General features: G+C 74.3%; 18 protein-coding genes. 5 read left to right on the plus strand and 13 right to left on the minus strand.

Going from position 1 to position 23,505, the window contains the following annotated elements:
• Positions 1 to 170: 170 nt before the first annotated feature.
• Both O7595_RS12600 and O7595_RS12605 read right to left on the minus strand, forming a co-directional pair.
• On the minus strand, positions 171 to 1,004 hold the full coding sequence (locus tag O7595_RS12600) for a DUF3017 domain-containing protein (RefSeq protein ID WP_269728809.1): 834 nt from the start codon (positions 1,002 to 1,004) through the stop codon (positions 171 to 173).
• A 5-nt stretch (positions 1,005 to 1,009) separates the two neighbouring features.
• Entirely contained in the window at positions 1,010 to 1,867 is an 858-nt protein-coding gene (locus O7595_RS12605) for a bifunctional methylenetetrahydrofolate dehydrogenase/methenyltetrahydrofolate cyclohydrolase (RefSeq protein ID WP_269728810.1), read from the minus strand.
• Between the two features lie 338 nt (positions 1,868 to 2,205).
• Between O7595_RS12605 and O7595_RS12610 the strand changes: the two genes are divergently transcribed.
• Positions 2,206 to 2,787 carry a hypothetical protein gene (locus O7595_RS12610; RefSeq protein ID WP_269728811.1) on the plus strand — a complete coding sequence of 194 codons (582 nt, stop codon included), beginning with the start codon at positions 2,206 to 2,208 and terminating at the stop codon, positions 2,785 to 2,787.
• A 141-nt stretch (positions 2,788 to 2,928) separates the two neighbouring features.
• Here the strand turns inward: O7595_RS12610 and purH are convergent, their stop codons facing one another.
• Positions 2,929 to 4,497, minus strand: coding sequence for a bifunctional phosphoribosylaminoimidazolecarboxamide formyltransferase/IMP cyclohydrolase (gene purH, locus O7595_RS12615; protein WP_269728812.1), 1,569 nt, complete (start codon positions 4,495 to 4,497; stop codon positions 2,929 to 2,931).
• A complete protein-coding gene (gene purN / locus O7595_RS12620) occupies positions 4,484 to 5,101 on the minus strand; it encodes a phosphoribosylglycinamide formyltransferase (RefSeq protein WP_269728813.1) in 618 nt (205 codons plus the stop codon). Before purN ends, purH begins: the two co-directional genes overlap by 14 nt.
• A 226-nt stretch (positions 5,102 to 5,327) precedes the next feature.
• On the opposite strand from purN, the gene O7595_RS12625 reads away from it, so the two are divergent.
• The gene (locus tag O7595_RS12625) at positions 5,328 to 6,158 is read left to right on the plus strand and encodes a hypothetical protein (RefSeq protein WP_269728814.1); all 831 of its coding nucleotides are present in this window, start codon (positions 5,328 to 5,330) and stop codon (positions 6,156 to 6,158) included.
• 309 nt (positions 6,159 to 6,467) lie between these two features.
• On the opposite strand, the gene O7595_RS12630 is transcribed toward O7595_RS12625, so the two are convergent.
• Positions 6,468 to 8,582 (minus strand): cell division protein PerM, encoded by a 2,115-nt coding sequence (locus O7595_RS12630; protein ID WP_269728815.1) that lies wholly within the window; start codon positions 8,580 to 8,582, stop codon positions 6,468 to 6,470.
• Positions 8,583 to 8,698: 116 nt separating this feature from the next.
• Between O7595_RS12630 and O7595_RS12635 the strand changes: the two genes are divergently transcribed.
• A complete protein-coding gene (locus tag O7595_RS12635; protein ID WP_269728816.1) occupies positions 8,699 to 10,363 on the plus strand; it encodes a sigma factor-like helix-turn-helix DNA-binding protein in 1,665 nt (554 codons plus the stop codon).
• 117 nt (positions 10,364 to 10,480) lie between these two features.
• Here the strand turns inward: O7595_RS12635 and sucD are convergent, their stop codons facing one another.
• The 8 genes from sucD to O7595_RS12675 form a co-directional block, all read right to left on the minus strand.
• Complete coding sequence (sucD, locus tag O7595_RS12640) at positions 10,481 to 11,365, minus strand: succinate--CoA ligase subunit alpha (protein ID WP_269728817.1); 885 nt, start codon at positions 11,363 to 11,365, stop codon at positions 10,481 to 10,483.
• A gap of 20 nt (positions 11,366 to 11,385) precedes the next feature.
• Positions 11,386 to 12,561, minus strand: coding sequence for an ADP-forming succinate--CoA ligase subunit beta (sucC, locus tag O7595_RS12645; protein ID WP_269728818.1), 1,176 nt, complete (start codon positions 12,559 to 12,561; stop codon positions 11,386 to 11,388).
• Between the two features lie 469 nt (positions 12,562 to 13,030).
• Complete coding sequence (locus O7595_RS12650; protein ID WP_269728819.1) at positions 13,031 to 13,993, minus strand: hypothetical protein; 963 nt, start codon at positions 13,991 to 13,993, stop codon at positions 13,031 to 13,033.
• 88 nt (positions 13,994 to 14,081) lie between these two features.
• Positions 14,082 to 14,969 carry a hypothetical protein gene (locus O7595_RS12655; RefSeq protein WP_269728820.1) on the minus strand — a complete coding sequence of 296 codons (888 nt, stop codon included), beginning with the start codon at positions 14,967 to 14,969 and terminating at the stop codon, positions 14,082 to 14,084.
• 213 nt (positions 14,970 to 15,182) lie between these two features.
• Entirely contained in the window at positions 15,183 to 16,364 is a 1,182-nt protein-coding gene (locus tag O7595_RS12660; RefSeq protein ID WP_269728821.1) for a VWA domain-containing protein, read from the minus strand.
• Positions 16,361 to 18,748: a DUF5682 family protein gene (locus tag O7595_RS12665; protein ID WP_443071611.1), complete on the minus strand. Its 2,388-nt coding sequence runs from the start codon at positions 18,746 to 18,748 to the stop codon at positions 16,361 to 16,363. The genes O7595_RS12660 and O7595_RS12665 overlap by 4 nt, the downstream gene beginning before the upstream one ends.
• Positions 18,745 to 19,857, minus strand: coding sequence for an ATP-binding protein (locus tag O7595_RS12670; RefSeq protein WP_269728822.1), 1,113 nt, complete (start codon positions 19,855 to 19,857; stop codon positions 18,745 to 18,747). The genes O7595_RS12665 and O7595_RS12670 overlap by 4 nt, the downstream gene beginning before the upstream one ends.
• 109 nt (positions 19,858 to 19,966) lie before the next feature.
• Complete coding sequence (locus O7595_RS12675) at positions 19,967 to 20,389, minus strand: MmpS family transport accessory protein (RefSeq protein ID WP_269728823.1); 423 nt, start codon at positions 20,387 to 20,389, stop codon at positions 19,967 to 19,969.
• Between the two features lie 131 nt (positions 20,390 to 20,520).
• Here O7595_RS12675 and O7595_RS12680 point away from each other — a divergent pair, with 131 nt between their 5' ends.
• Together O7595_RS12680 and O7595_RS12685 are read left to right on the plus strand one after the other, a co-directional pair.
• Entirely contained in the window at positions 20,521 to 21,870 is a 1,350-nt protein-coding gene (locus O7595_RS12680; RefSeq protein WP_269728824.1) for an SWIM zinc finger family protein, read from the plus strand.
• Between the two features lie 19 nt (positions 21,871 to 21,889).
• Positions 21,890 to 23,494, plus strand: a complete 1,605-nt coding sequence (locus O7595_RS12685; protein ID WP_269728825.1) for a DUF5691 domain-containing protein — start codon at positions 21,890 to 21,892, stop codon at positions 23,492 to 23,494.
• Positions 23,495 to 23,505: the final 11 nt, after the last annotated feature.

Consider the following 23,505-nt stretch of genomic DNA (forward strand, 5'->3'; position numbering starts at 1 on the left):
GTTGCCCGACGATCACACCATGGCGGAACGGTCACTTCCGTGCCACAGGCTCCCGCCGTCCCTTGTGGACCGTTTGGCGCGTGCATGACCCTGGATCACGCGACGGCGCCCGTCCTCCTCGGGGGAGGGGACGGCCGCCCTCGCCCACCGGGCCGGGCGGACGGGGCCCGCTATCGCACGGTGAAACGGACCGCTTCCTCCAGGAACGGGATCTCCAGCCACGGCTGCGGCTGGACCATCAGGGCGAGCAGCACGATGACGGTGCCGAGCAGCCCGTACGTGACCATGTCGGTGAAGCGCGAGCGCACCGCCAGCATGCCCACGGACGGCAGCACCCGGCGCAGCACCGTGCCGGTCAGCAGCGCGACTCCGACGAGCATCGTGCCGACCCTGAACGCCTGCTCGAACGGGTCCGCGCCGACGATCAGCAGACCGAGCGCCGCGAGCCCGAGGACCGTCAGCAGCGGCCACTGGCGCGCGGGCGCCGGGGCGTCACCGGGGGCGGCGCGTCCGCCCCCTTCCGGACGCGCGGTGTCCCGGGTGACGGCGGGCGGGCGACGCGACCTGCTCGTGGCCCGCTCTCCCGCACCGGCCGGGTCTCCCGCCGGCTCCCGGCGGGTGTCGTTCGACGGTCCTTCCCCGGCGGCAGCCGCCCCGCCGGCGATCGCCGTGGGGTCCGCGCGGTCGGCGCCGCTCGCCGAGCCGTTCGCAGAACGGTTCGACGCCACGCGGTCCGCGGCAGGGGCGGCGCCGTCCGGTGCACCGCGGTCGCGCCGGACGGCGCCCTCGCCGTTCAGCGGTACGGGCTCGTCCGACGCCTCGGGCCGGGTGGCGTTCGGGCCGGATGCCGACTGGTCCGTGCGCTCGGCGCCGTTCGCCGGCGGGGCCGTACCGGGCCTGCCCGGGGCAGGCGCCGGCTCGTCCCGCGGGCCGCGGGACGAGCCGTTCGCGCGGGCCGGCCGGCGGCCCGCCACGGGGTCCGCGTGGTTGTCCGGGGTGCCCATGGGTCTCAGACCGCGGCTGCGAGCTCGGCCGCCTCGACGACGTTGACGAGGAGCATGGCGCGGGTCATCGGGCCGACACCGCCCGGGTTCGGCGAGAGCCAGCCGGCGACCTGCGCCACGTCCGGGTGGACGTCGCCGACGATCTTCCCGTTGCCGTCGCGGCTGACGCCGACGTCCAGCACGGCGGCGCCCGGCTTGACGTCCTCGGGACGGACCAGGTGGGCCGAGCCCGCGGCGGCCACGATGATGTCGGCCTGGCGCAGGTGCGAGGAGAGGTCCCGCGTACCGGTGTGGCACTGGGTGACCGTGGAGTTCTCGGAGCGGCGTGTCAGCATCAGCGGAAGGGAACGTCCGATGGTGGTGCCCCGGCCCACGACGACGACGTGTGCGCCCTTCAGCTCCACCCCGTACCGGCGCAGCAGCCGGATCACGCCGTTCGGCGTGCACGGCAGCGGGGCGGGCTCGTTCAGCACCAGACGGCCCAGGTTCATCGGGTGCAGGCCGTCCGCGTCCTTCGACGGGTCGATCAGCTCCAGCACCCGGTTCTCGTCGATGCCCTTCGGGAGGGGCAGCTGCACGATGTAACCGGTGCACTCCGGGTTCTCGTTCAGCTCGCGGACGGCCGCCTCGATCTCCTCCTGCGTGGCGGTCTCCGGCAGTTCGCGCTGGATGGAGGCGATGCCCACCTCCGCACAGTCGCGGTGTTTGCCGGCCACGTACTTCCGGCTGCCGACGTCGTCACCGACCAGGACGGTCCCGAGGCCGGGCGTGGACCCCTTGGCCTTGAGCGCCGCCACGCGGGCGGCCAGTTCGGACTTGATCTCGGCCGCGGTGGCCTTGCCATCGAGAATCTGGGCGGTCATACCCCCATCCTCGCGGATGACCCCGCCCCGGTTCCAATCAGGTTCGGCTCGGGCCGCCGCGCACCGCCGCCCCCGCCCCGCCGTCCCCGCTCCGGAGCAGTTCGCAGCGGCCATCCCCGGAATCCTCCCGGCAGGCCGCCGCACGGTTCGCCGAGCGGTGGACGAGGTTGCACTTGCACAACACATCGGCATATCGACTGGACAAAAAGTCGGCGGTAATACGACGATGAGCCGCGCAGTGTCGCGGGCAGTGTCGGGGGGCAGCCGCTTAGTCACATGTGAAGTTCCTCCGTCAGGACCGCGTCGTCCCCGCAGAACCCCGACGGAGGAAACCCGCCATGAGCTTCGGCGACCCGAACAACCCGTACGGCCAGCAGCAGGGCCAGCCGGGCTACGGCTACCCGCAGGGCCAGCAGCAGCCGCCCCAGCCCGGTTACGGCTACCCCCAGGCCCCGCCCGTCCAGCCTTACGGTGGCGGTTATCCCGGCGCCCCCATGTCCATGCCCGGCCTGATGCAGACCGCCCGCGTCCTGCTCTTCATCGTGGGCGGCCTGCAGCTCCTCTTCGCCGTCATCGCCGCGGTCTTCGTCGCCGCCGCACAGGACTCGGCCAACGCCGTCGGCGTCGGCGAGGAGACCGGCATGCTGGCCGGCCTCGGCTTCTTCCTCGTCTTCATCCTGCTGGCCTTCGCCGTCTGGGCGATCGTCCTGGGCGCCAAGTTCTCCAAGGGCGGCAACGGCGTGCGGGTGACGACCATCGTCTACGCCTCCCTGTTCATCCTGGGCAGCCTCACCAATTTCGGCGGCGGGACGGCGAGCTCCGCGGTCGGCGGCGTCATCGGTCTGGCCATCGGCGGCATCATCCTCGCCGCCATGGTCAACAGCGGCGCCTCCGCGTGGTTCAACCGCCCGCGCTACTGATCCCCCTCCGGCACGGGGGACCGAACCGGTCCGTCCCGGGCGCCCGGGCCGCCTGCACGAAGGCCGTAACCCCCGCCGGTGAGCGGGCGTTACGGCCTTCGGCCTGTCATGTCTATGGCAGGCGAGACGGCTGTGCCGCCGTCAGTGGAAGAAGTGACGCGTGCCCGTGAAGTACATCGTCACGCCGGCCTTGCGCGCCGCCTCGACGACCTGCTCGTCACGGACCGAACCGCCCGGCTGGACCACGGCCTTGACGCCGGCACCGGTCAGGATCTCCAGCCCGTCGGGGAAGGGGAAGAACGCGTCGGAGGCGGCGTAGGACCCGGCCGCCCGCTCCGCGCCCGCACGCTCGACGGCGAGCTTCGCGGAGTCGACCCGGTTGACCTGGCCCATGCCGACACCCACGCTCGCACCGTCCTTGGCGAGGAGGATCGCGTTGGACTTCACCGCGCGGCAGGCCCGCCAGGCGAAGGCGAGTTCGGCGAGCTCCTCCGCGGACAGTGCCTCACCCGTGGCCAGGGTCCAGCCGGCCGGGTCGTCGCCCTCGGCCTGGAGCCGGTCGGTGACCTGGAGCAGCGCGCCCCCGTCGATCGGCTTGACCTCCACCGGCGCTGACGGGGCGTCGGGACAGCGCAGCACGCGGATGTTCTTCTTGCGCGCCAGCACCTCGACGGCGCCGTCCTCGTAGTCCGGGGCCACGATGACCTCGGTGAAGATCTCGGCGACCTGCTCGGCCATCGCCACCGACACCGGGCGGTTGACCGCGATCACCCCGCCGAACGCGGACAGCGGGTCGCAGGCGTGGGCCTTGCGGTGGGCCTCGGCGACGTCCGCGCCGATCGCGATGCCGCACGGGTTGGCGTGCTTGATGATGGCCACGCACGGCTCGGCGTGGTCGTACGCGGCACGGCGGGCGGCCTCCGTGTCCGTGTAGTTGTTGAACGACATCTCCTTGCCGTGCAGTTGCTCGGCCTGGGCGAGCCCGCCGCCCTCCTCGGTGACGTACAGCGCGGCGTTCTGGTGCGGGTTCTCGCCGTAGCGCAGGACGTTGGATCGGCGGTACGTGGCGCCGAGGAAGTCGGGGAACGCAACCGCGTCGGAGCCGCCGCCGGCCGGGGCGTACGACGAGGCGAACCAGGACGCGACGGCCACGTCGTAGGCGGCCGTGTGCTGGAACGCCTCGGCGGCCAGGCGCTTGCGCGCGGCGAGGTCGAAGCCGCCCGAGGTGGCCGCGGTGAGCACGTCGGCGTAGCGCGCCGGGCTGGTGACGACGGCGACCGAGGGGTGGTTCTTGGCGGCGGCGCGGACCATCGACGGACCGCCGATGTCGATCTGTTCGACGCACTCGTCGGGGCTCGCTCCCGAGGCGACGGTCTCGCGGAACGGGTACAGGTTGACGACCACCAGGTCGAACGGCTCCACGCCGAGCTCCGCGAGCTGCTCGCGGTGCGCGTCGAGGCGGAGGTCGGCGAGGATTCCGGCGTGCACGCGGGGGTGCAGCGTCTTGACGCGGCCGTCCAGGCACTCGGGGAAGCCGGTCAGTTCCTCGACCTTGGTCACCGGGACGCCGGCCGCGGCGATCCTCCCCGCGGTGGAACCGGTGGAGACGAGCTCGACGCCGGCCTCGTGGAGCCCCCGGGCGAGCTCCTCCAGCCCCGTCTTGTCGTAGACACTGATCAACGCGCGACGGATGGGCTTATTCACCGACATGAACCTTTCGTCCCTCAATGCGGTAGCCGTTACGGGCCAGACGCCCCACGACCTCGACGAGCAGCTGGCGCTCGACTTCCTTGATGCGCTCGTGCAGAGCGGCTTCGTCGTCCTCGTTGCGGACCTCGACCACGCCCTGGGCGATGATCGGTCCCGTGTCGACACCGTCGTCGACGAAGTGGACGGTGCACCCGGTGACCTTCACCCCGTAGGCGAGCGCGTCGCGCACACCGTGGGCACCGGGAAAGCTGGGCAGCAGAGCGGGGTGCGTGTTCACGAACCGGCCCCCGAACCGGGCGAGGAAGTCCTTGCCGACGATCTTCATAAAGCCGGCCGAGACGACGAGATCGGGCTCGTACGCGGCCGTGGCCCCGGTCAGCGCGCGGTCCCACTCCTCCCGGGTCGCATGGTCCTTGACCTTGCACACGAACGTGGGAATCCCGGCCGCGCGGGCCCGCTCGAGGCCGGCGATGCCGTCCCGGTCCGCACCCACGGCGACGATCCGGGCGCCGAAGCCCTCGGGATCGTCGCCGATGGCGTCGAGCAGCGCCTGGAAGTTGGTGCCGGATCCGGAGACCAGGACGACGAGGCGGGCGGCAGCCACAAGGGACTCTTTTCGCGTTGCGGTTCGTATTTGTATGGTCGTACGAATGAAACGAGTCCGGCGATGGGGGAACTCTACGAAGCCGTCGACCGTCAGCAACGATACCGGCACACCGAGCGGCCCCCGCGGGACGGGGGCTGGGCCGGGAGGTAGCGTCTGGGGGCAGGGCCCGTCCCAGACGGAGTACCCGCGTACCGAGGTACAAGAGGGGAAGACGTTCACCACCATGCCGGACCGACGCCGCCGCACGGCACTCCGCCTCCCGCTCGCCGCCGAGCGGGGCTCCCTGCTGCTGCGGGATCGCCAGTCCACGGAGCCCACGGAGACGCCCAAGGACGAGAGCAATCCGTTCGCGCCTCCGCCGGAGGGCTCGCCGGACCGGCCGTGGCAGCCGCGGCACGGGTCGGGGGACGACTCCCCGGGCGGGGACGACGGGCACGGTTCCGGCGACGAGGGCGAACGGGAGGACGGGCGCACGTCCTGGGGCAGCCAGTGGAGCAGCCGCCAGCCGGGCCGTTCCCAGGGCGGCTTCGGCGGTCGGCCGGGCAACCAGGGCGGAGGCGGCAACCAGGGCGGAGGCGCCGGTCAGGGCGGCCCGGATGGCGGCCCCGGCCAGGGCACCGGTCTGCGCTGGGACCCGACGGACCCCGTCCAGCGCCGCGCCCGGTATGCGCTGCTCGGCGGTATGTGGGCGTTCTTCTTCGCCTTGTTCGACTTCCCCGAGATCGCCCTTCTCCTCGGGGCTCTGGCGATCTACTGGGGCGGCAGCTCGCTCCGCTCCAAGTCCCGACCGGCGCCGAGCGGCGCGTCGACCGCGACGGCCCCTTCCCCCCGTGCCCCCGGGCAGCCGGCGGGCCGGCCGCAGGTCACGGCCGCGGTGAGCGGACTGGTGATGGCCGGGATCGCGCTCACGATCGTGGCGATGACGTTCACGATGCAGCTCGTGTACCGCGACTTCTACACCTGTGTGGCGGACTCCCTGACGAAGGCCGGCCAGATCTCCTGCAACGAGCGTCTGCCGGAGCCGCTGCGGGGCGTCATCGGCGTCAAGGAGTAGCCCCCTGCCCGCGGGCCTGGCGGCAGCCGCCCCGGGCCGGGTGCGGGGGCGCGAGCGGCGGCCTTCCGGAAGGAGGGCGTACCCGCCGAACAGGTCGTACGTCGCCGCCGGCCGCGGCGGACGCGTTTCGCCGGACGGCGTGACACGCCGCCCGCACGGGACGCGCGCGCGACCTTCGCTCCGTGCGGGCGCCCGTCACCCAGCGGCCCCACCCCCCGGCGACCCCGACCCGGCAGACGAACCCGAGGACACCGAACCCCCCGGACGCTCGCCCCGGTCGCAGAGACCCCGTCGACCGCCGGACACCCATCACGAAACGGCCCCACCCCCCGGCGACCCCGACCCGGCAGACGAACCCGAGGACACCGAACCCCCGGGCCCGCGCGTCCCCCTGCTGTCGGAGGGACCCGACCAGCTGCCGAGTCCGCTGCCGCCGACGGGACCCACTGGGCCGGGTGCAGGCCCGTCGGCCACCTGGCCGCCGTCGGGGACGGGTACGGCTCCGACGGACCCGCCCGCTCCGGGGTCCGGCGCGGACCCGCCCGGTACGAGTCGGGGATCGGGGGCCGGCGACCCCGGCGTGGAACCGGGGGCGGCCGGCGTGGAACCGGAGGCGGGTGCGCCCGGCCCGGCACCGGGGCCCGGAGACAGCGGACCCGGTGCGCGGACGGCGGGCCCGGGGCCGGGCATCGGGAGGACGGGCGGCAGTTCGTCCCAGACGCCGCTGTTGATCCCGGGGTCTCCGACGGGCATCGCGGGCCAGGGAAGCGGGCCCGTCCCGACCGCGGCCGGAGGCGCCTTCGGCTGCGGTCGGGCCCCGTCCCCCGGGGCGGTCGCCGCGGCGGACGGGCCCGACCCCCCAGTGATGGCATCGGCCCCGGGTACGGATCCCGCCCCGGGCCCGGCTCCGGGCAGGGCGCCCCCCGCCCCGGGAGTCTCGGGCACCGGCGGCTCGCCGGACGCCCGTGACGCCGCGGATGTCGGCGGGGTCGGCCCGGCCGGGAACGTCGGTGCACCGGGGGACGGGAACGGGAACGCCGCCATCAGACCGCCCGACGCCTGCTTGATGGCCTCCCAGCGAGGGACCCTCAGCGGGCGGTCGGCGTCACGGAAGCGCCATGCGCGGAGCGCCAGGGCGACGGGCACCCCCACCGCGGCCGTCCAGAGGAACGCGGCCGGTCCCGTGAGCCACCAGACGGGACCGAATGAGGCCAGGGCACCCGTACCGAGCGCCCCACCGGCAGCCGCCGACAGGCCGGCCATGAGGGCCCCGCAGACGGCGGCCGCCAGCGCCGCGGTGAGCGCCGTCTCGCCGCGGCTCACCGGCGCCTGCCCGGCGGCCGCGTCGGCGCCTGGGCTGCTCCCGCCGCTGAGGGGAACACCCGCACCCCGGGCCCCTGCCCCCGGGGACTCGGCCGTCGGTGCCGTGCACCAGGCCACCGTCAGCCCCGCCGCGACCGGCACCACCGCCGCGGCCAGGCCCAGCGGCATGCCCGCCCGGTCGAGCGGTACCGCGGCGAGCAGGGGGAAGGGCGGCAGCGCGGGCGTACCCGCGAGCCCCAGCGGCGTCGCCGTCGCGCCCGTACCGAGCATGAAACCCGGGCCCAGTCCGTAGGCAGCCGCCCAGACCGCGGCGTTCGGCATCAGCGCCAGCACGAGCAGCAGCAGCGCGAATCCGCCCTGCCAGTCGTGCGCGAGCTGCACGAACGCCTCCTGCGCCGCGCCCGCGTGCACCACCAGCGAGGCGGCGACGACCAGCGCGCCGCCCCCGGCCAGCACCGCGACCGTGAGCCCCGCGGCCCGGAACGCCCCGATCACCCACGAGCGGGCCGGCGCGATCCGCGCGGTTTCCGGGACCCAGCGGGGCAACGGCCCGAGCGGACGCCCGTACGCCGTCCATGCGCCGGCCGCGGCCGTGATCACGACCAGCGCCGGTACGTGCAACAGCGCGCTGAGCGGTTCCGCGGCGAGTTCACCGCCCCTGGAGTAGAGCACAGCGCCGACCGCCACCATCAGATATCCGCAGCTCACACCGAGGGCCGCCGTGGTCGCGGACGGCTGCCGCCCGCTTTCCACCGTCTCGACGGCATCGCGGGCGGCCCGGTACACCAGGAACACCGGCAGCGCCGTGAGCAGCAGCGGGACGAGACCCACGGGGGCCGGCGTCTCGGAGAGCGTCTCGGATCTGATCAGCTCGGTCCCGTGGGCGAGGAGCCACATGCCGGCGGCGGCGTGGAGCGCTCCGTCAGGTCCGCTGTCCGGGTACGGGGAGCTGATCCACATCACCGTCACCAGCGCGGCGAGTGCACCGAGCCCGAGGCCCGCGGCGATCGCCCCGCGCAGCAGGGACATCGCGGGCGGGGCCGCGGACCGGCCGCCCTGCACGGCCACGCGCGTGGGGCCGCGATCGGTCGTCTGGGTCACGCGGCCATGCTGCCAACGACACGCGCTTTATCCGCGTAACGGGAGATTGCTCGCTGTGTCGCTAAAAATACGCTTATGTACTTTTCGGCCCAGTACGCCCTCCCGGGGAGGTCTTCATGACGAAGAGCACCGCGGACAGCACCGAAGCGGCCGCATCTCCGTTGCCGTCGCCCAAGGAGCGCCGCAGGCTGCGCGAGGGCAAGTCGCTGTCCGAGGAACAGCTCGCGGAGGCCCTGGGCGTCACCAGAGCGACGATCAGGTCCTGGGAGACGGGTCGCAGCGACCCTCGCGGGCGCAAACGCGAGGCGTACGCGAAGCTGCTCGCCACGTACGTGGCCGAGCTCTCGGCCCGGGAGTCCACGCCCGGGGACGAGGGCGGGGCCCGGCCGGCCGACGAGACGGGTCGGAGGGACGAGGGGGCTCGGACGGGGGCTCGGACGGACGAGGGGGCTCGGACGGACGAGCAGCGGACCGCAGGTCCTTCGTCCGCTCCGGATCGCCGGTCCGGTGAAGGCCGGCCCACCGGGCGGGCGGAACCGTCCGGGAAGGCCCCCGCCGGGTCGGACGCCCGCACCTCCAAGGGCGCCACCCCCGCCGGGTCGGACGCCCGCACCTCCAAGGGCGCCACCCCCGCCGGGTCGGACGCCCGCACCTCCGCGGGCGCCACCGCGAACCCCGCCACCCGCACCTCCAGGGGCACCGCCGGCGCGGCCGGGGTCCCCGCCGCCGGGTCCCGGAGGACGCCCGCAGTCCGGCCCGGGGGAGCCGCACCACCCCCTCCCCTCGAACCCCCGCGCCCCTACCCCGCGACGACCCCGGCCCGGGCCCCGGTCGAGCACGGCGAGGCTCCGGCTGCGGACCGGCACGCGGCCTCCGCCGGACCGGCAGGCGCGATGGAGGCCGCCGCCGGCGACCGTCCCCCAGAGCCCTCCGAGCGACCGCCCGCCCGGGACGGGGCCGCGCAGACCGCGGAGCAGGCGTTCGACGAGCTGTACGCCCGCGCCGCCCCCGGTCTCGTCCGCCAGACGCTGCTGCTCACCGGTCGGCAGTCGCTCTCGCAGGAGGCCGTCGAGCGTGCCTTCCACCTGGCGTGGCAGCGCTGGCCCGAGGTCGCCGTGGACCGGGACCCCGCGGGCTGGGTGCGGGCGGCGGCGTACGAGTACGCCATGTCGCCCTGGCACCGCCTGCGCCGCGCCCACCGCCGCCACGACCCGGTCGCGTCGGCCCGCCCCGCCTCGGCCGCGTACCCCGGCGGGCGCACTCTGCGCGAGGCACTGCTCGGGCTGCCGCCGTCGTACCGCCGCACGCTGCTCCTGTACGACGGTCTGGGCCTCGACCTCCCCGAGACGGCCGCCGAGACCGAGGCGAGCACGCCCGCCGCCGCGAACCGGTTGCTGCACGCCCGCGCGGCCGTCGCCGAGCAGATCCCCGAGCTGGCCGAACCCGAGGCGCTCCAGCACGAGCTGGGCGATCTGGTGGCGAACCTCTCCACACCCCGGATCGCCTCGGCCCGCGACGTGCGCGGCGGCAGCGAACGCCGTGCGGAGCTCTGGACGCGCGCCGCGATCGGACTGACCGTCCTGATCCTCGGCGCCGCCGCCGTGACCATGGCCGTCACCGAGGACCACTACGAACCGCCGCAGGCACCCGGGGAGCGGGTCGGCGGGGTGCCTCCGCGGAACGGTCCGGAGCCGTGGTCGAAGGAGGACTACCGCCTCCGCGTCCAGCTCCACTCCCATCCCGACGCCGGGCCGGCGCGCCTCGTCCCCCTGGCCCGCTGATCCCCGCCACGCGCACGCGCCCCGGAACGGTGACTGGGCCCGCACCCCGGAAGTCCGGGGTGCGGGCCCAGTCGCATGCTCACCCGCAACGGCGGCCGGCGTGGCCGCGTCGGAGGATCAGCCGAGCAGGATCTCCCGCGCCAGCTTGGCGGTCTCGGTCGGGGTCTTGCCGACCTTCACGCCCGCGGCCTCCAGGGCCTCCTTCTTGGCCTGTGCGGTGCCGGAGGAGCCGGAGACGATCGCGCCGGCGTGGCCCATGGTCTTGCCCTCGGGCGCGGTGAAGCCGGCGACGTAACCGACCACCGGCTTGGTGACGTTGGCCTTGATGAAGTCGGCCGCACGCTCCTCGGCGTCGCCGCCGATCTCGCCGATCATCACGATCAGGTCGGTGTCCGGGTCCGCCTCGAAGGCGGCCAGGGCGTCGATGTGGGTGGTGCCGATGATCGGGTCACCGCCGATGCCGACGCAGGAGCTGAAGCCGATGTCGCGCAGCTCGTACATCATCTGGTAGGTCAGCGTGCCGGACTTGGACACGAGACCGATGCGGCCGGGCTTGGTGATGTCGGCCGGGATGATGCCGGCGTTCGACTGGCCGGGGGTGATCAGACCCGGGCAGTTCGGGCCGATGATGCGGGTCTTGTTGCCCTTGGCACCGGCGTACGCCCAGAACTGCGCGGTGTCGTGGACCGCGACGCCCTCGGTGATCACGACGGCGAGGCCGATCTCGGCGTCGATCGCCTCGATGACCGCGTCCTTGGTGAACTTCTCCGGCACGAAGATGACCGTGACGTCCGCGCCGGTCTTCTCGACGGCCTCCTTGACCGAGCCGAAGACCGGGATCTCCGCCCCGTCGAAGTCGACGGTCGTGCCCGCCTTGCGCGGGTTCACGCCACCGACGACGTTCGTGCCGGAGGCCAGCATGCGCCTGGTGTGCTTCTGGCCCTCGGAGCCGGTCATGCCCTGGACGATGACCTTGGATTCCTTGGTGAGGAAGATAGCCATGGTGTGGTGTCCCTCGTCCCTTACTTCGCAGCCAGCTCGGCGGCCTTGTCGGCCGCGCCGTCCATGGTGTCCACGCGCTCGACGAGCGGGTGGTTGCGGTCCGCGAGGATCTGGCGACCCAGCTCCGCGTTGTTGCCGTCGAGGCGCACGACCAGCGGCTTCGTCACGGCCTCGCCCTTGGCCTCGAGGAGCTCCAGGGCCTGCACGATGCCGTTGGCCACCGCGTCGCACGCGGTGATGCCGCCGAAGACGTTGACGAAGACGGACTTGACGTCCGGGTCGCCGAGGATGATCTCCAGGCCGTTCGCCATGACCTCGGCGGAGGCACCGCCGCCGATGTCGAGGAAGTTGGCGGGCTTGACGCCGTTGTGCTTCTCACCGGCGTACGCCACGACGTCGAGGGTCGACATGACCAGACCCGCGCCGTTGCCGATGATGCCGACCTCGCCGTCGAGCTTGACGTAGTTGAGGCCCTTGGCCTTGGCGGCGGCCTCGAGCGGGTTGGCCGATGCCTTGTCCTCGAGCGCCTCGTGCTCCGGCTGGCGGAACTCGGCGTTGGCGTCCAGCGACACCTTGCCGTCCAGGGCGATGACACGGCCGTCGGCGACCTTCGCGAGCGGGTTCACCTCGACGAGGAGGGCGTCCTCCGCGACGAAGGTCTTCCACAGGGTCACCAGGATCTCGGCGACCTGCTCGGCCACCTCGGCCGGGAACTGCGCGGCCTCGACGATCTCGCGGGCCTTCTCGGCGGTGACGCCGTCGTTGGCGTCGACCGGGATCTTGGCGAGCTTCTCGGGGGTCGTCGCGGCGACCTCCTCGATGTCCATGCCGCCCGCGACCGAGGCCATGGCCAGGAAGGTGCGGTTGGTGCGGTCGAGGAGGTAGGAGACGTAGTACTCCTCGGCGATCTCGGGAGCCGTCTCGGCGATCATCACCTTGTGGACCGTGTGGCCCTTGATGTCCATGCCGAGGATGTCCGTCGCACGGGCGACGGCCTCGTCCGGCGTGGCTGCCAGCTTGACGCCGCCGGCCTTGCCGCGGCCGCCGACCTTCACCTGCGCCTTGACGACCGAACGGCCGCCCAGTCGCTCGGTCGCCTCGCGCGCCGCCTCAGGCGTGTCGATGACTTCACCGGCCAGCACCGGTACACCGTGCTTGGCGAAGAGGTCCCTCGCCTGGTACTCGAACAGGTCCACGCGCGTCCGTCCCTTTGCTTCTAATCGTCGCAGTAGTGATCCGCGGTTCGTTGTCTGCGTGGGCGTGCCGCGAAGGGCAACGTGACTGCGCAGTCACTAGGGAGGCGTACACGGTGACCGGGCACGCGGCATGTCCGCCTCGCAGGTTATCCCCGTGGGCCGTGGGTCCCTAAATCGCAGATCACAACCGAGCGGTGATACCGGTCACAGATCGCGCGCGCTGCGGAACCGCCGGTTACGGGACGGCCACGCGCCGGGCACGGTCCGGCACCGAGCGCTCACGGCCCCCGGGGACGTACGGACACGACGCTCGCGGATGCCCACGGGCGCGGCAGGCCCGGCCCGTCGCCGCACGCCCCGCCGGCCTCCCCGCGTCCGCCCCCGGACACGGGGGACGGGCGGCCCCCACCCCAATGGGGACCGCCCGCCGAAGCATGTGACCCGCCGGTCACCGGTGTGCGTTCGCCGCTCAGAAGCCCTGGGTCGCGTAGCGGCCGAGGGAGTCGGCGTAGCCCGGGGTGATGGTGTCCGCCGCGCCCTGGGCACCGGCGACGGCGTTGCCGGCGATCGGGGAGGCGGCGACCGTGCCGTACACGTCCTGTGTGAACGGCCGGACCTCGGACACCACGCCGCCGGCGAACGGGGCCACATCGCCCACGACGCCGTGGGCGAGGTCGCCGGCGCTGCCGCCGACCCCGTGGGCGACCGGCTGGACGTGGTCCACGACGGTCTCGACGAGGGGCTGAACGGATCCGACGACGCCCCCGGCGAAGGGCTGGACCTCGCCGGCCAGGTCGCCCGCGAAGGGCTGGACACCGGAGACCACACCATCGGCGAAGGGTGCGACATCGCCGACGACGCCCGTGGCCAGGCCGCCGGCGTCTCCGACCGCCTGACCGGCCACCGGGAGCACACCGTCGACCGCGCGGCCGGCGATGGGGGGCAGGACGTCCTGCGCCGCCTCCTCGGCGACAGGGGTGGCGTGGGCGACCGCACCCCGGGCGTGGCCGTGGACGGTGGCCGGGGCCCGGTCCACCAGTTCCGGCGCGAAGGAGGACAGCGGGCCGAAGAGGTAGTCGATCTCGGCGCCGGCGTCGGCCACCTCGCTCTCGGCGTACTGACGGGCCTGGTCCGCGGTGGTGAGGGCCGGGGTCCGGGCGGCCTCGTGAACGGCACCCTCCGCCTGTCCGGCGGTGGTGGCGGCGGTGCCTGCGGTGGTGGCCGCCGCGGCCTGCGCCTCGCCCGCGGCGGCGGCGACGGCCGGTGCCTCGGTGACCTCGGCGGCCGTGTCCTCGACCGAGTCGGCGGCCTTGTCGGCGGTGGAGAGGGAGAGCGAGGGGAGTTCGTCGGCGGTGGCGGTGGCGGTGCCGACGGCCCACATGCCCGCGGCACCGGCGGCGACGGCTATGGAGCGGCGGATGTTCTTGTTCATGATCGGGAGAGTCCTTCGAGTTCCGAGGGATAGGGCAGACCTGCTCCGCCCCCGCGCGGCAGGTCTCGGGCAGGGGGAACGGCCTGCCCTATCCGGGGAATTCGGGAATCTCACGCCGGCGGTCGCGCATCCCTGAGGCGGCCTCGGACTGCCCGGAACCGGGCAGGAGCGCGGACGCCGGCGCGTCGTGGAACCAGGCTGCGGGCTGGTCACCGGGGCGGGGCGTATGGCTGTCGCCGGCGGTCCCCAGCACGGCGGCGCCGTGCGGTGTGGCCGGGGAACGGCCCGGGTACCGCGGGAGGGGGACGTCGCCGGGGCCACCGGTCGGCACCGGCGAGCGGTCGTCGCGGGCGGCGTCGGCGAGTGCACGGACGTCGTGGAACGGCCCGAAGTGCTGGACGCCCACGGGGCCCGAGCGGGGCGCGGCGGCGGTGGACCGCTCGCTTCCGGGCGTGCCCACCAGGGCGCCGCCGGGCCGGGGCCCGGCGGGGAATCCGGTCTGCGGGCCGTACCGCGCACCGCCACCGGGCAGGTCGAGTCCGAGGACGGGCCGGGAGCCCTCGCCGGGCCACCCGGGCGCCGGGGCGGGCAGCGGCCGTGCGGCCGTGCCTTCCACGGCCTCGCCGACCTCGCCGACCACGTCGCCGACGGGCTCCGTCGCCTCGGTGACCACATCGTCCACGGTCTCCGAGACGGGACGGAGGACGGGCCGGACGACCTGCTCCACCACGGGTTCGGTGACCGGCCGCACCACGTCGCGCTCGGTGCGCTCGGTGGCCGGACGCAGCGTCCCCTTCACCGCTTCCCCGGCGACGGACCCGGTGTCGTCGTGCAGTTGGCGGACCGGACCTGCGGAGCCGGCCGGCGACGCCCCCGCGGGCACCCCGGACCGCTCCGCCGCGTGGGCCTGGCCACCGAGGACGAATCCCAGCACCATGAGACCGCCCAGGAGGAGCAACGCCTTGAAGGCGCCCACCGCACACCGCCCGGCCGCGTGGTGCGCAGGGCGCCCGGCGGCAGGGGTCTCAGCAGCGGTGACAGTCGAAATGGGGCGAGCCCTCCCAGTCGCGGAACATGCCCCTCCGGGGGCAACGGTGACGATGCTCGCACGAGTCTCCCGGGGTTGTGCAAGTCCCTTGTTACCGATGAGTCGCCTTGTCCGGTATGTACGGTGACTCGGTGTCCGCTCTCATGTGTCGGCCGGCACCGGCAGCGGCCGCTTCTCGATCGCGGCCGCCATGACCTCGGGGAAGAGGTCGGGCGTGCACGCGAACGCCGGGGCGCCCAGGGCCGCCAGAGCCGCCGCGTGGTCATGGTCGTACGCGGGAGCTCCCTCGTCGGAGAGGGCGAGCAGGGCGATGAACTGCACCCCCGACGCCTTCATCGACGCCACCCGCTTCAGCATCTCGTCGCGGATACCGCCCTCGTGGAGATCGCTGATCAGCACGACGACGGTGTCGGCGGGCCGGGTGATCCGCGACTGGCAGTACGCGAGCGCACGGTTGATGTCCGTACCGCCGCCGAGCCGGGTGCCGAACAGGACGTCCACCGGGTCGTCCAGCTGGTCCGTCAGGTCGACGACCGAGGTGTCGAAGACGACGAGCCGGGTCGCGATCGACCGCACAGAGGCCAGCACCGCGCCGAACACCGCGGCGTGGACGACGGACGCCGCCATCGACCCGGACTGGTCGATGCACAGGACGACGTCCTTCTTCACCGACCTCGAGGCACGGCCGTGGCCGATGAGGCGCTCGGGCACCACCGTGCCGTGCTCGGGAAGGTAGTTGGCGAGGTTCGCCCGGATCGTGCGGTCCCAGTCGATGTCCCGGTGCCGCGGCCGGCTGATGCGCGCACTGCGGTCGAGCGCGCCCGTGAGGGTCGCGCGGGTGCGCGTCGCCAGCCGGCTCTCCAAGTCCTGGACGACCTTCCGGACGACCCCGCGGGCGGTTTCCTTCGTCTTCTCCGGCATCGCCTTGTCGAGCGAGAGCAGCGTGCCGACGAGATGGACGTCCGCTTCGACGGCCTCCAGCATCTCCGGCTCCAGCAGCAGCGTGGACAGTCCGAGCCGGTCGACGGCGTCCCGCTGCATGACCTGGACCACGGAGTTCGGGAAGTACGTACGGATGTCTCCGAGCCAGCGGGCGACGGAGGGCGCGGAGGCCTCCAGTCCGGCCGAACGCCTGCCGGCGCGCCTCTCCTTGCCGTCACCGGCTCCGTAGAGCGAGGACAGCGCGCCGTCCACGGCCGCGTCCGTGCCAGTCAGGGCGCGGCCGGTGCCGTCCGCCGGTCCCCCGCCGAGCACCAGCCGCCAGCGGCGTAGCCTCTCGTCGGACGCCCTCCCCGCCCCCGCGGAGTCCGCCGTCGCGCTCATACCCTCTCCCCCTCCAGAATCAGCCGCAGTACGGGCAGCACGGCATCGGCGCGCCGCTCGTCGGCCCCGGCCCCGAAGCCCGGCACCCCGGTCTCCGCGCGCACCGGCCCGCCGGCGGTCCGCCCCCGCCGCGCCAACTCGCCGAGGGTGCGGCGCACACCCGGCTCGTACGCCGAGAACGTGCGGCGCAGCAGCGGGAGAACGTCCGTGAAGGCGTCGGCCGGGACCGACGTCAGCCAGGCGTCGACGAGGCCGAGGAGACGCTCGTCGTGGACGAGGAGCATCCCGCCCCCCGACGCACCGCCGACGAAGCCCTCGATCCAGGCGGCCGCCTCGGCGGACGCGGTACCGCGCGACAGGGCGCGACCCATCAGCCGTGCCGCCTCCCCTTCGGCGAGACGGCCGTCGTCCAGCAGCAGCCGGGCCGCACGCCCCCGTATCAACCCGGGCACCGTGTCCCGCAGGACGAGCCTGCGCAGCGCATCCGCCCACCGGCCGCCGAGCTCCCCGGACTGCGGAAGCAGTCCGATCGCGGAGTGCACTCCGTCGAGGCGGCCGCGCATCCCGGCCGCGGCGTCGGCGTCGAGTCCGGTGCACGCGGGCGGCAGCACGACGCAGATGCGCTCGGCGATTCCGGCTGCCACCTCGGCGAGCGCGGCGGTGTCCGTCGCGCGGACGTCCCCGTACCGCAGCGAGCGGGCGAGCGCCGGCAGGGCGTCCGCGAGATGGCCCACGTCCGCGTCGAGCGCGGCCCGGTCCGCGAGCGCCCTCATCACCACCGGCAGCGCGTCGGGGAGTTCGGCGAGCAGACAGCGCTCGGCGAGGGACGTGACCTCGGCCAGTGCCGTCACCGAGACGGCCTCCGACTCGGCCCTGGCGGTGGCCGCGGAGAGCACCGTGGTGCCCCAGACGCCCGCCTCCGCGACCCTGACGTACAGCTCGGGCTCCCAGCGCAGCCGCCAGGTCTCGCGGAAGGTACCGGTCGAACCGCGCCCCGCCTCCGGGCGGCCCCAGCCCACGCCGAGGAGCCGCAGCCGGTGCAGCAGCCGGCTGCGCGCCGCGTCGTTGTCCTTGCGGAGATCGAGCTCCAGCTCCCGCTCGGCCGGTTCGGGTCTGAGCCGCAGACCGCGCTGGAGGCGGGCCAGGTCGCGCTGCAGAGGCACCACGGGCGCGGTGTCCGGGACCTCGCCGAGGACGTCCCCGACGACCACCCTGTCCCGGACCAGCGCGAGGGGCACGTCCGAGCCGTCGCACATCACGGCCCGGACGGCGTCGATCGTCTCCCCCAGTCCCGCCAGCGGACGGTCGCGCACGGCCGCGAGCGTCCCGGCGAGCCGGACCGCCTCGATGACATGGGCGGAGGACACCATCCGGCCCTCTTCCCTGAGCAGACCGGCCACCTTGGTCATCCAGCGCTCGACGGGCCGGTCCGGAACGCCGAAGAGATGGGCGTACCAGCCGGGCGATTCGACGCCCGCGCCGTATCCTCCGCCGGAGCCCCGCCCCGGGGGTCCGTCCAGTCGGGCGAGCCTGCGGTGGGTCCAGGGCACCCAGGTCGTCTCGGTCCTGACCTTCGGCAGGCCCTTCAGGAGGGCGCGGTCCGCGGTGGCGGTGGACCGGGCCGTCAGCGCGGGCACGTGCCAGGCACCACAGACGACGGCCACCTCGTCCCCGAACTCCTTGCGCGCCGCCCGCAACCGGATCCGCATATGGGCCTCGCGGACGAGGTCGCGGGGGTGGCCCCCGTGTCCGTACCGCTCACGGAGGGCGGCCATGGCCTCGCCGATGGCGGCGAACGGCGCGAGAACGCCCTCCCCCGGACCCGCGCGCCCCTTGGGTTCCGGCCCACCACGGTGCTCGACGACGTCCTCCCACCAGCGCTCCGGGTCGTCGTACCCGGCGGCTTCGGCGAGCGCGCCGATCGGGTCGACGCGGAGCGTGGGCTCCTCCCCGGACACGACGTCCTCCTCGTCGCCCCACGAGGGGTCGGCGGCCGCCGCGAGGGAGTGAGCGGCGGGCAGGTCGACGAACCGCACGGTCACGTCGTGGGCCAGTGCCCAGCGGATCGCCACCCACTCCGGGGAGAATTCGGCGAACGGCCAGAACGCGGCGCGTCCCGGGTCGTCCACGGCGTGGGCGAGAAGGGCCACGGGCGGCACCATGGCCTCGTCGGCCGCGAGCGGCAGCAACGCGTCTCCCTCCGGAGGTCCTTCGATCAGCACGGCTCGCGGCTCCGCCGCGTCCAGCGCGGCCAGCACCGCCCTGGCGGACCCCGGGCCGTGGTGCCGCACGCCGAGAACCATCGGCCCCGCGCAGGGCCACACCCGGTCCGGGTGACGGGAGTCCGCGGCCGCCCGGGGCGGGTGCGCCGTCGGCGCCGTCATGCGCTCACCTCGCGGCAGGCGCGGTAGAAGTCCTTCCAGCCGTCCCGCTCGCGGACGACCGTCTCCAGGTACTCCTGCCAGACCGTCCGGTCCGCGGCCGGGTCCCGGACGACGGCACCGAGGATCCCGGCTGCCACGTCGCCGGGCCGCAGCACGCCGTCGCCGAAGTGTGCCGCGAGCGCCAGCCCGTTGGTGACGACGGAGATCGCCTCCGCGGTGGAGAGCGTCCCCGAGGGGGACTTGAGCTTGGTGCGCCCGTCCGAGGTGACGCCGTCCCGCAGTTCGCGGAAGACCGTGACGACCCGGCGGATCTCGTCGATGCCCTCGGGCACCGCCGGCAGATCCAGCGAACGTCCCATCTGGTCCACCCGCCGGGACACGATGTCGACCTCCGCCTCGGCGGTCGCGGGCAGCGGCAGGACCACGGTGTTGAACCGGCGGCGCAGCGCGCTCGACAGGTCGTTGACGCCGCGGTCGCGGTCGTTGGCGGTGGCGACGAGGTTGAACCCGCGGACCGCCTGCACCTCCTCCCCCAGCTCCGGGATCGGGAGGGTCTTCTCCGACAGGATCGTGATGAGCGTGTCCTGCACGTCCGCCGGGATGCGGGTGAGCTCCTCGACCCGCGCGGTCATGCCGTCGGCCATCGCCCGCATCACCGGGCTGGGCACGAGGGCGTCGCGGCTCGGGCCGTGGGCGAGCAGCCGGGCGTAGTTCCACCCGTACCGGACCGCCTCCTCCGGGGTGCCGGCCGTGCCCTGCACCAGCAGCGTGGAGTCCCCGCTGACCGCCGCGGCCAGGTGCTCGGACACCCAGGTCTTGGCCGTGCCGGGCACACCGAGGAGGAGCAGCGCCCGGTCGGTGGCGAGCGTCGTGACGGCGACCTCGACGATCCGGCGGGGACCCACGTACTTCGGCGTGATCACCGTGCCGTCGGACAGCGTGCCGCCGAGCAGATAGGTGGCCACGGCCCACGGCGAGAGCCGCCAGCGGGGCGGACGCGGCCGGTCGTCCGCCGCGGCCAGTGCCGCGAGCTCGCCGGCGAACGCGGCCTCGGCGTGCGGGCGCAGGGCCGAGACACCGGACTCCGCGGTGGTTTCGGGCACGGTCATGGGTCCCCCTCCAGATCGTTCGACCGGGTGTGGGACCCACCGTGCACCATGCCACTGACAACGGCCCGCTTCCGCGGGCGAGGCCGAAGTCAGCCGCCTGCGGGCGGGGTCACCGGGCGATCGGCGAGACCGCGACACAGCCGCCGGCGGTCGCGATCCCCTCGCCCTTCGACTCCTTGATGACCTCGCCCTTGTACGTGATGGAGCAGGTGACTTCCGCGCCCGCGGCGTCCACCGCGACCGGCATGACGGCGGGCGGCACGATGCCCTTCAGCGTCACGGTCTTCTTCCACGGGAGCTCGGGCTTCTGCACGGTCTCGATCTTGGGATCCATCGCCGTGCCGCCGTCGGCGTGGTAGTCGATCGAGTCGACGCCCTCACCCGTGACCTCGTACGTGACCTGGTACGTCTCGCTCACCGCCTTGTCGACCTGGTCGACGGCCCGGTCCGCGGCCTCGGAGCAGGCGGTGAGGCCGACGGCGAGGCCGGCTGCGGCGAGTGCGCACACGGCTGTACGGACGCTTCTGTTCATGCGGATCCCCCTGGATCGTCGGTTGGCGACCCGAAGCGAATCGCAAAGAGCAGGCAAGGTCAAGTCGTCGCCGGCACGGTGAACCACCAGGTCAGGCCTATTTGTCAGTGCCGTCCCCTAGCGTCGTCCCCATGAATCAGCAGGGGGTGCGCTGGACGGCGGAACAGGTGCTGGCCCTGGCTCCTGACGCCACGTCACGCAAGGCGGGCGGCGAACTCGGCGCGGCCGCGCCGTGGTCCGGCACGGGCAGCAGCGGCACCGGTGCCGTCTGGGGTCTGTGCGAGGGCAGCGGCGGCAAGCCGTACCGGACGGTCGTGGACACGACCGGCCCGGCGTACGAGTGCAGCTGCCCGAGCCGGAGGTTCCCGTGCAAGCACGCGCTGGGGCTGCTGCTGCTCTGGGCCGGCGGCCCGGAAGCCGTCAGGGAGGTCGAAGTGCCCCGCTGGGCAGGTGAGTGGCTCGCGGACCGCCGCAGGGGGGCGGCGGGGCAGGAGGGACGCGGAGCCGCGGAGGACCGACCCGCGAGGGCAGCCGACCCGGAGGCCGCCAGACGCAGGGCGGAGCGCCGGGCCGCCCGGATCACCGCCGGCGCGACGGAGCTGGAGCAGCGGCTCGCGGACCTGCTGCGCGGCGGGCTGGCCTCCGTGGAGCGGCCCGGGTACGGACTGTGGGAGGAGACCGCCGCACGCATGGTCGACGCCCAGGCCCCCGGACTGGCGGCGCGGGTGAGGGAGTTGGGTGCCATACCCGGTTCCGGTCAGGGGTGGCCGGTGCGGTTGCTGGAGGAGGCCGCGCTGGTGCACCTCCTCGACCGCGCGTGGCTCGGGATCGACCGGCTCCCGGAACCACTCGCCGCCACCGTGCGCGCCCGGATCGGCCTGACCGCCCCCGCCGAGGGCCCGGCGGTCCGGGACGACTGGCTGGTCCTCGCTCAGTACGACTCCGCGGACGCCAGACTGACCACCCGCCGGGTCTGGCTGCACGGACGGGAGACGGGCCGCACGGCCCTGCTCCTCTCCTTCGGTGCGGCCGGACGGGCACCGCAGCTCGCCCTGCCCCCGGGGTTCGTGATCGACGCCGAGATCGTGCCGCACGGAGGCGCGGGACAGCTGCGGGCCGAACTGCGCGAGCGGTTCGGTACCCCGGTGCCCATCAAGGCACCGCCACCGGGCGGCTCCGCGGCGGACGCGCTCGCCGCGTACGGACAGGCGCTGCGCGACGACCCCTGGCTTGATTCGTGGCCGGTCACTCTGCAGGGCGTCGTACCCGTGCCCTCGGACGACGGCTGGCAACTGGCCGACGCCGGAGGGCGGCAGGCCCTGCCGGTCACACCGGCAGCACGGTCCCGGCCCGGGCTGTGGCGGCTCGTCGCGCTCTCCGGCGGCGGCCCGGTCACGGTATTCGGCGAGTGCGGCCACCACGGCTTCACACCGCTGGCCGCCTGGTCCGGCGACAGCCCCGAGACGGTCACGCTCACCTGAACGCCCCCCGGAGGCCCCGATGTCCAGCATCCTCACGAGCGCCTGGGACGAGCTCGTCACCTCCGCGCTGCTCGGCACCGACCGGCGCACCCCGCCGGCCGACGTCCTGGCGCCCGGCCGCGCGGCGCCCGTCGCACTGCTCGACGCCGCCGCACTGCACACGGTGCGACGGCGGGCCGGGCTGCGGCCCGCGACAGCCCGGCCCCGGCCGGAGCCCGCGCCGCCGGACGACCGGCGGGAGCTGCCCGAGCCGGCCCACCGGCGGCTGGCCGCACTGCTCGCGGACCGAGTCGCGCCCGCGGGCTCCGGAGGGCGGCGGGGAGCCTCGCCGGATCTGACGGAGCTCCTGCCGCAGTGGCTCGCCGCCGCCAACGAGCGCGGCTACCGCGCCCCGGCGTCCGCGCTGCCCGCGCTGCTGGACGCCGCCCGCGCCCGCACCGATCTGCGGACCCTGGCGCTGCGCTTCGCCGGGCCGCGCGGGATCTGGCTCGCCCGCCTCAACCCCGAGTGGAGGTTCGCCCTCCGTGGCACGGCGGCCGGCACGGCCCTGCCGGCGCCCGGGGACGGCCGGGCCGTCCGCCGACTGTGGGAGGAGGGCCTGTTCGCGGAACGGGTCTCGCTGCTCGGGTCGCTGCGCGCCCACGACCCGGCGGCCGCGGTGGCACTGCTGGCGGAGACCTGGGCGACCGAGCGCGCCGAGGACCGGCTGCTGTTCCTGGATTCGCTGCGCACCGAACTGTCCCACGCGGACGAGCCCTTCCTGGACCAGGCCCTGTCCGACCGCAGCCGCAACGTCCGGGCGACGGCGGCCGAGCTGCTGTCGGCACTGCCGGGTTCCGCGCTCGCCGGGCGGATGGCGGCGCGCGCGGCGTGCTGCGTCGGTCTGGACCGCACGGCGGCCGTCGCGACGATCGCCGTCGAGGCCCCACACGAGTGCGACGCCGGGATGGAGCACGACGGAGTCGTCCCGACCGCCCCCTCCGGACGCGGCGAACGGTCCTGGTGGCTCGGTCAACTCGTGGAGGCCACCCCGCTCGCCACCTGGCCGGCGCGGCTCGGCGGGCGAACGCCGGAGGAGATCGTCGCACTGCCGGTAGCCGACGGCTGGGGCGACGAACTGCACGCCGCCTGGTGCCGGGCAGCTGTGCGGCAGCACGACGCGCCGTGGGCCCGGGCACTGCTGGGGGCGCCCTCCCAGCCGCCCGCGACCGGCCCCGGGACGTCCTCGCTCGGGGAGCGGGCCAAGCTCCTCGCAACGCTCCGGCCGGAGGAACGAGCCGGGTGGGTCGCCGGGTTCATCTCCGCGCACGGACTGCCCGAGGCGTTCCAGCTGCTCGGCGTCTGCGCGGTGCCGTGGGCGGAGCCGCTCGGCCGCGCCGTCGTCGACGCGCTCGACATCGCACGGGACGCGGGGAGCTACCCGTGGAGCTTCAGCGGTGTCATGGGTCTCGCCGAGCGCTGCCTCGATCCCGTCGAGGCGGGCCGGCTGGAACTCCTCACGGCCGTCCCGGACGAGCCCGAAGGGGCGTCACCGGGGGCGGGCAGCTACTGGTCCGAAGCCTTCCGGCGACTGGTCTCGACGCTCAGGCTCCGCGCGCAGATGCACACCGAGCTCTCGGCGTAGCCGCGCGGATC

It is taken from the genome of Streptomyces sp. WMMC940 (genome assembly GCF_027460265.1).
Lineage (GTDB): Bacteria > Actinomycetota > Actinomycetes > Streptomycetales > Streptomycetaceae > Streptomyces.

What these genes read in the sequence shown, in the direction of transcription:
- O7595_RS12650 (WP_269728819.1), bottom strand. Translation starts at nt 13,993, where the DNA reads ATGAACAAGAACATCCGCCGCTCCATAGCCGTCGCCGCCGGTGCCGCG.
- O7595_RS12660 (WP_269728821.1), bottom strand. Translation starts at nt 16,364, where the DNA reads ATGAGCGCGACGGCGGACTCCGCGGGGGCGGGGAGGGCGTCCGACGAG.
- O7595_RS12610 (WP_269728811.1), top strand. Translation starts at nt 2,206, where the DNA reads ATGAGCTTCGGCGACCCGAACAACCCGTACGGCCAGCAGCAGGGCCAG.
- O7595_RS12685 (WP_269728825.1), top strand. Translation starts at nt 21,890, where the DNA reads ATGTCCAGCATCCTCACGAGCGCCTGGGACGAGCTCGTCACCTCCGCG.
- O7595_RS12675 (WP_269728823.1), bottom strand. Translation starts at nt 20,389, where the DNA reads ATGAACAGAAGCGTCCGTACAGCCGTGTGCGCACTCGCCGCAGCCGGC.
- O7595_RS12605 (WP_269728810.1), bottom strand. Translation starts at nt 1,867, where the DNA reads ATGACCGCCCAGATTCTCGATGGCAAGGCCACCGCGGCCGAGATCAAG.
- purH (WP_269728812.1), bottom strand. Translation starts at nt 4,497, where the DNA reads ATGTCGGTGAATAAGCCCATCCGTCGCGCGTTGATCAGTGTCTACGAC.
- O7595_RS12600 (WP_269728809.1), bottom strand. Translation starts at nt 1,004, where the DNA reads ATGGGCACCCCGGACAACCACGCGGACCCCGTGGCGGGCCGCCGGCCG.
- sucD (WP_269728817.1), bottom strand. Translation starts at nt 11,365, where the DNA reads ATGGCTATCTTCCTCACCAAGGAATCCAAGGTCATCGTCCAGGGCATG.
- O7595_RS12625 (WP_269728814.1), top strand. Translation starts at nt 5,328, where the DNA reads ATGCCGGACCGACGCCGCCGCACGGCACTCCGCCTCCCGCTCGCCGCC.
- O7595_RS12670 (WP_269728822.1), bottom strand. Translation starts at nt 19,857, where the DNA reads ATGACCGTGCCCGAAACCACCGCGGAGTCCGGTGTCTCGGCCCTGCGC.
- O7595_RS12635 (WP_269728816.1), top strand. Translation starts at nt 8,699, where the DNA reads ATGACGAAGAGCACCGCGGACAGCACCGAAGCGGCCGCATCTCCGTTG.
- O7595_RS12665 (WP_443071611.1), bottom strand. Translation starts at nt 18,748, where the DNA reads ATGACGGCGCCGACGGCGCACCCGCCCCGGGCGGCCGCGGACTCCCGT.
- O7595_RS12680 (WP_269728824.1), top strand. Translation starts at nt 20,521, where the DNA reads ATGAATCAGCAGGGGGTGCGCTGGACGGCGGAACAGGTGCTGGCCCTG.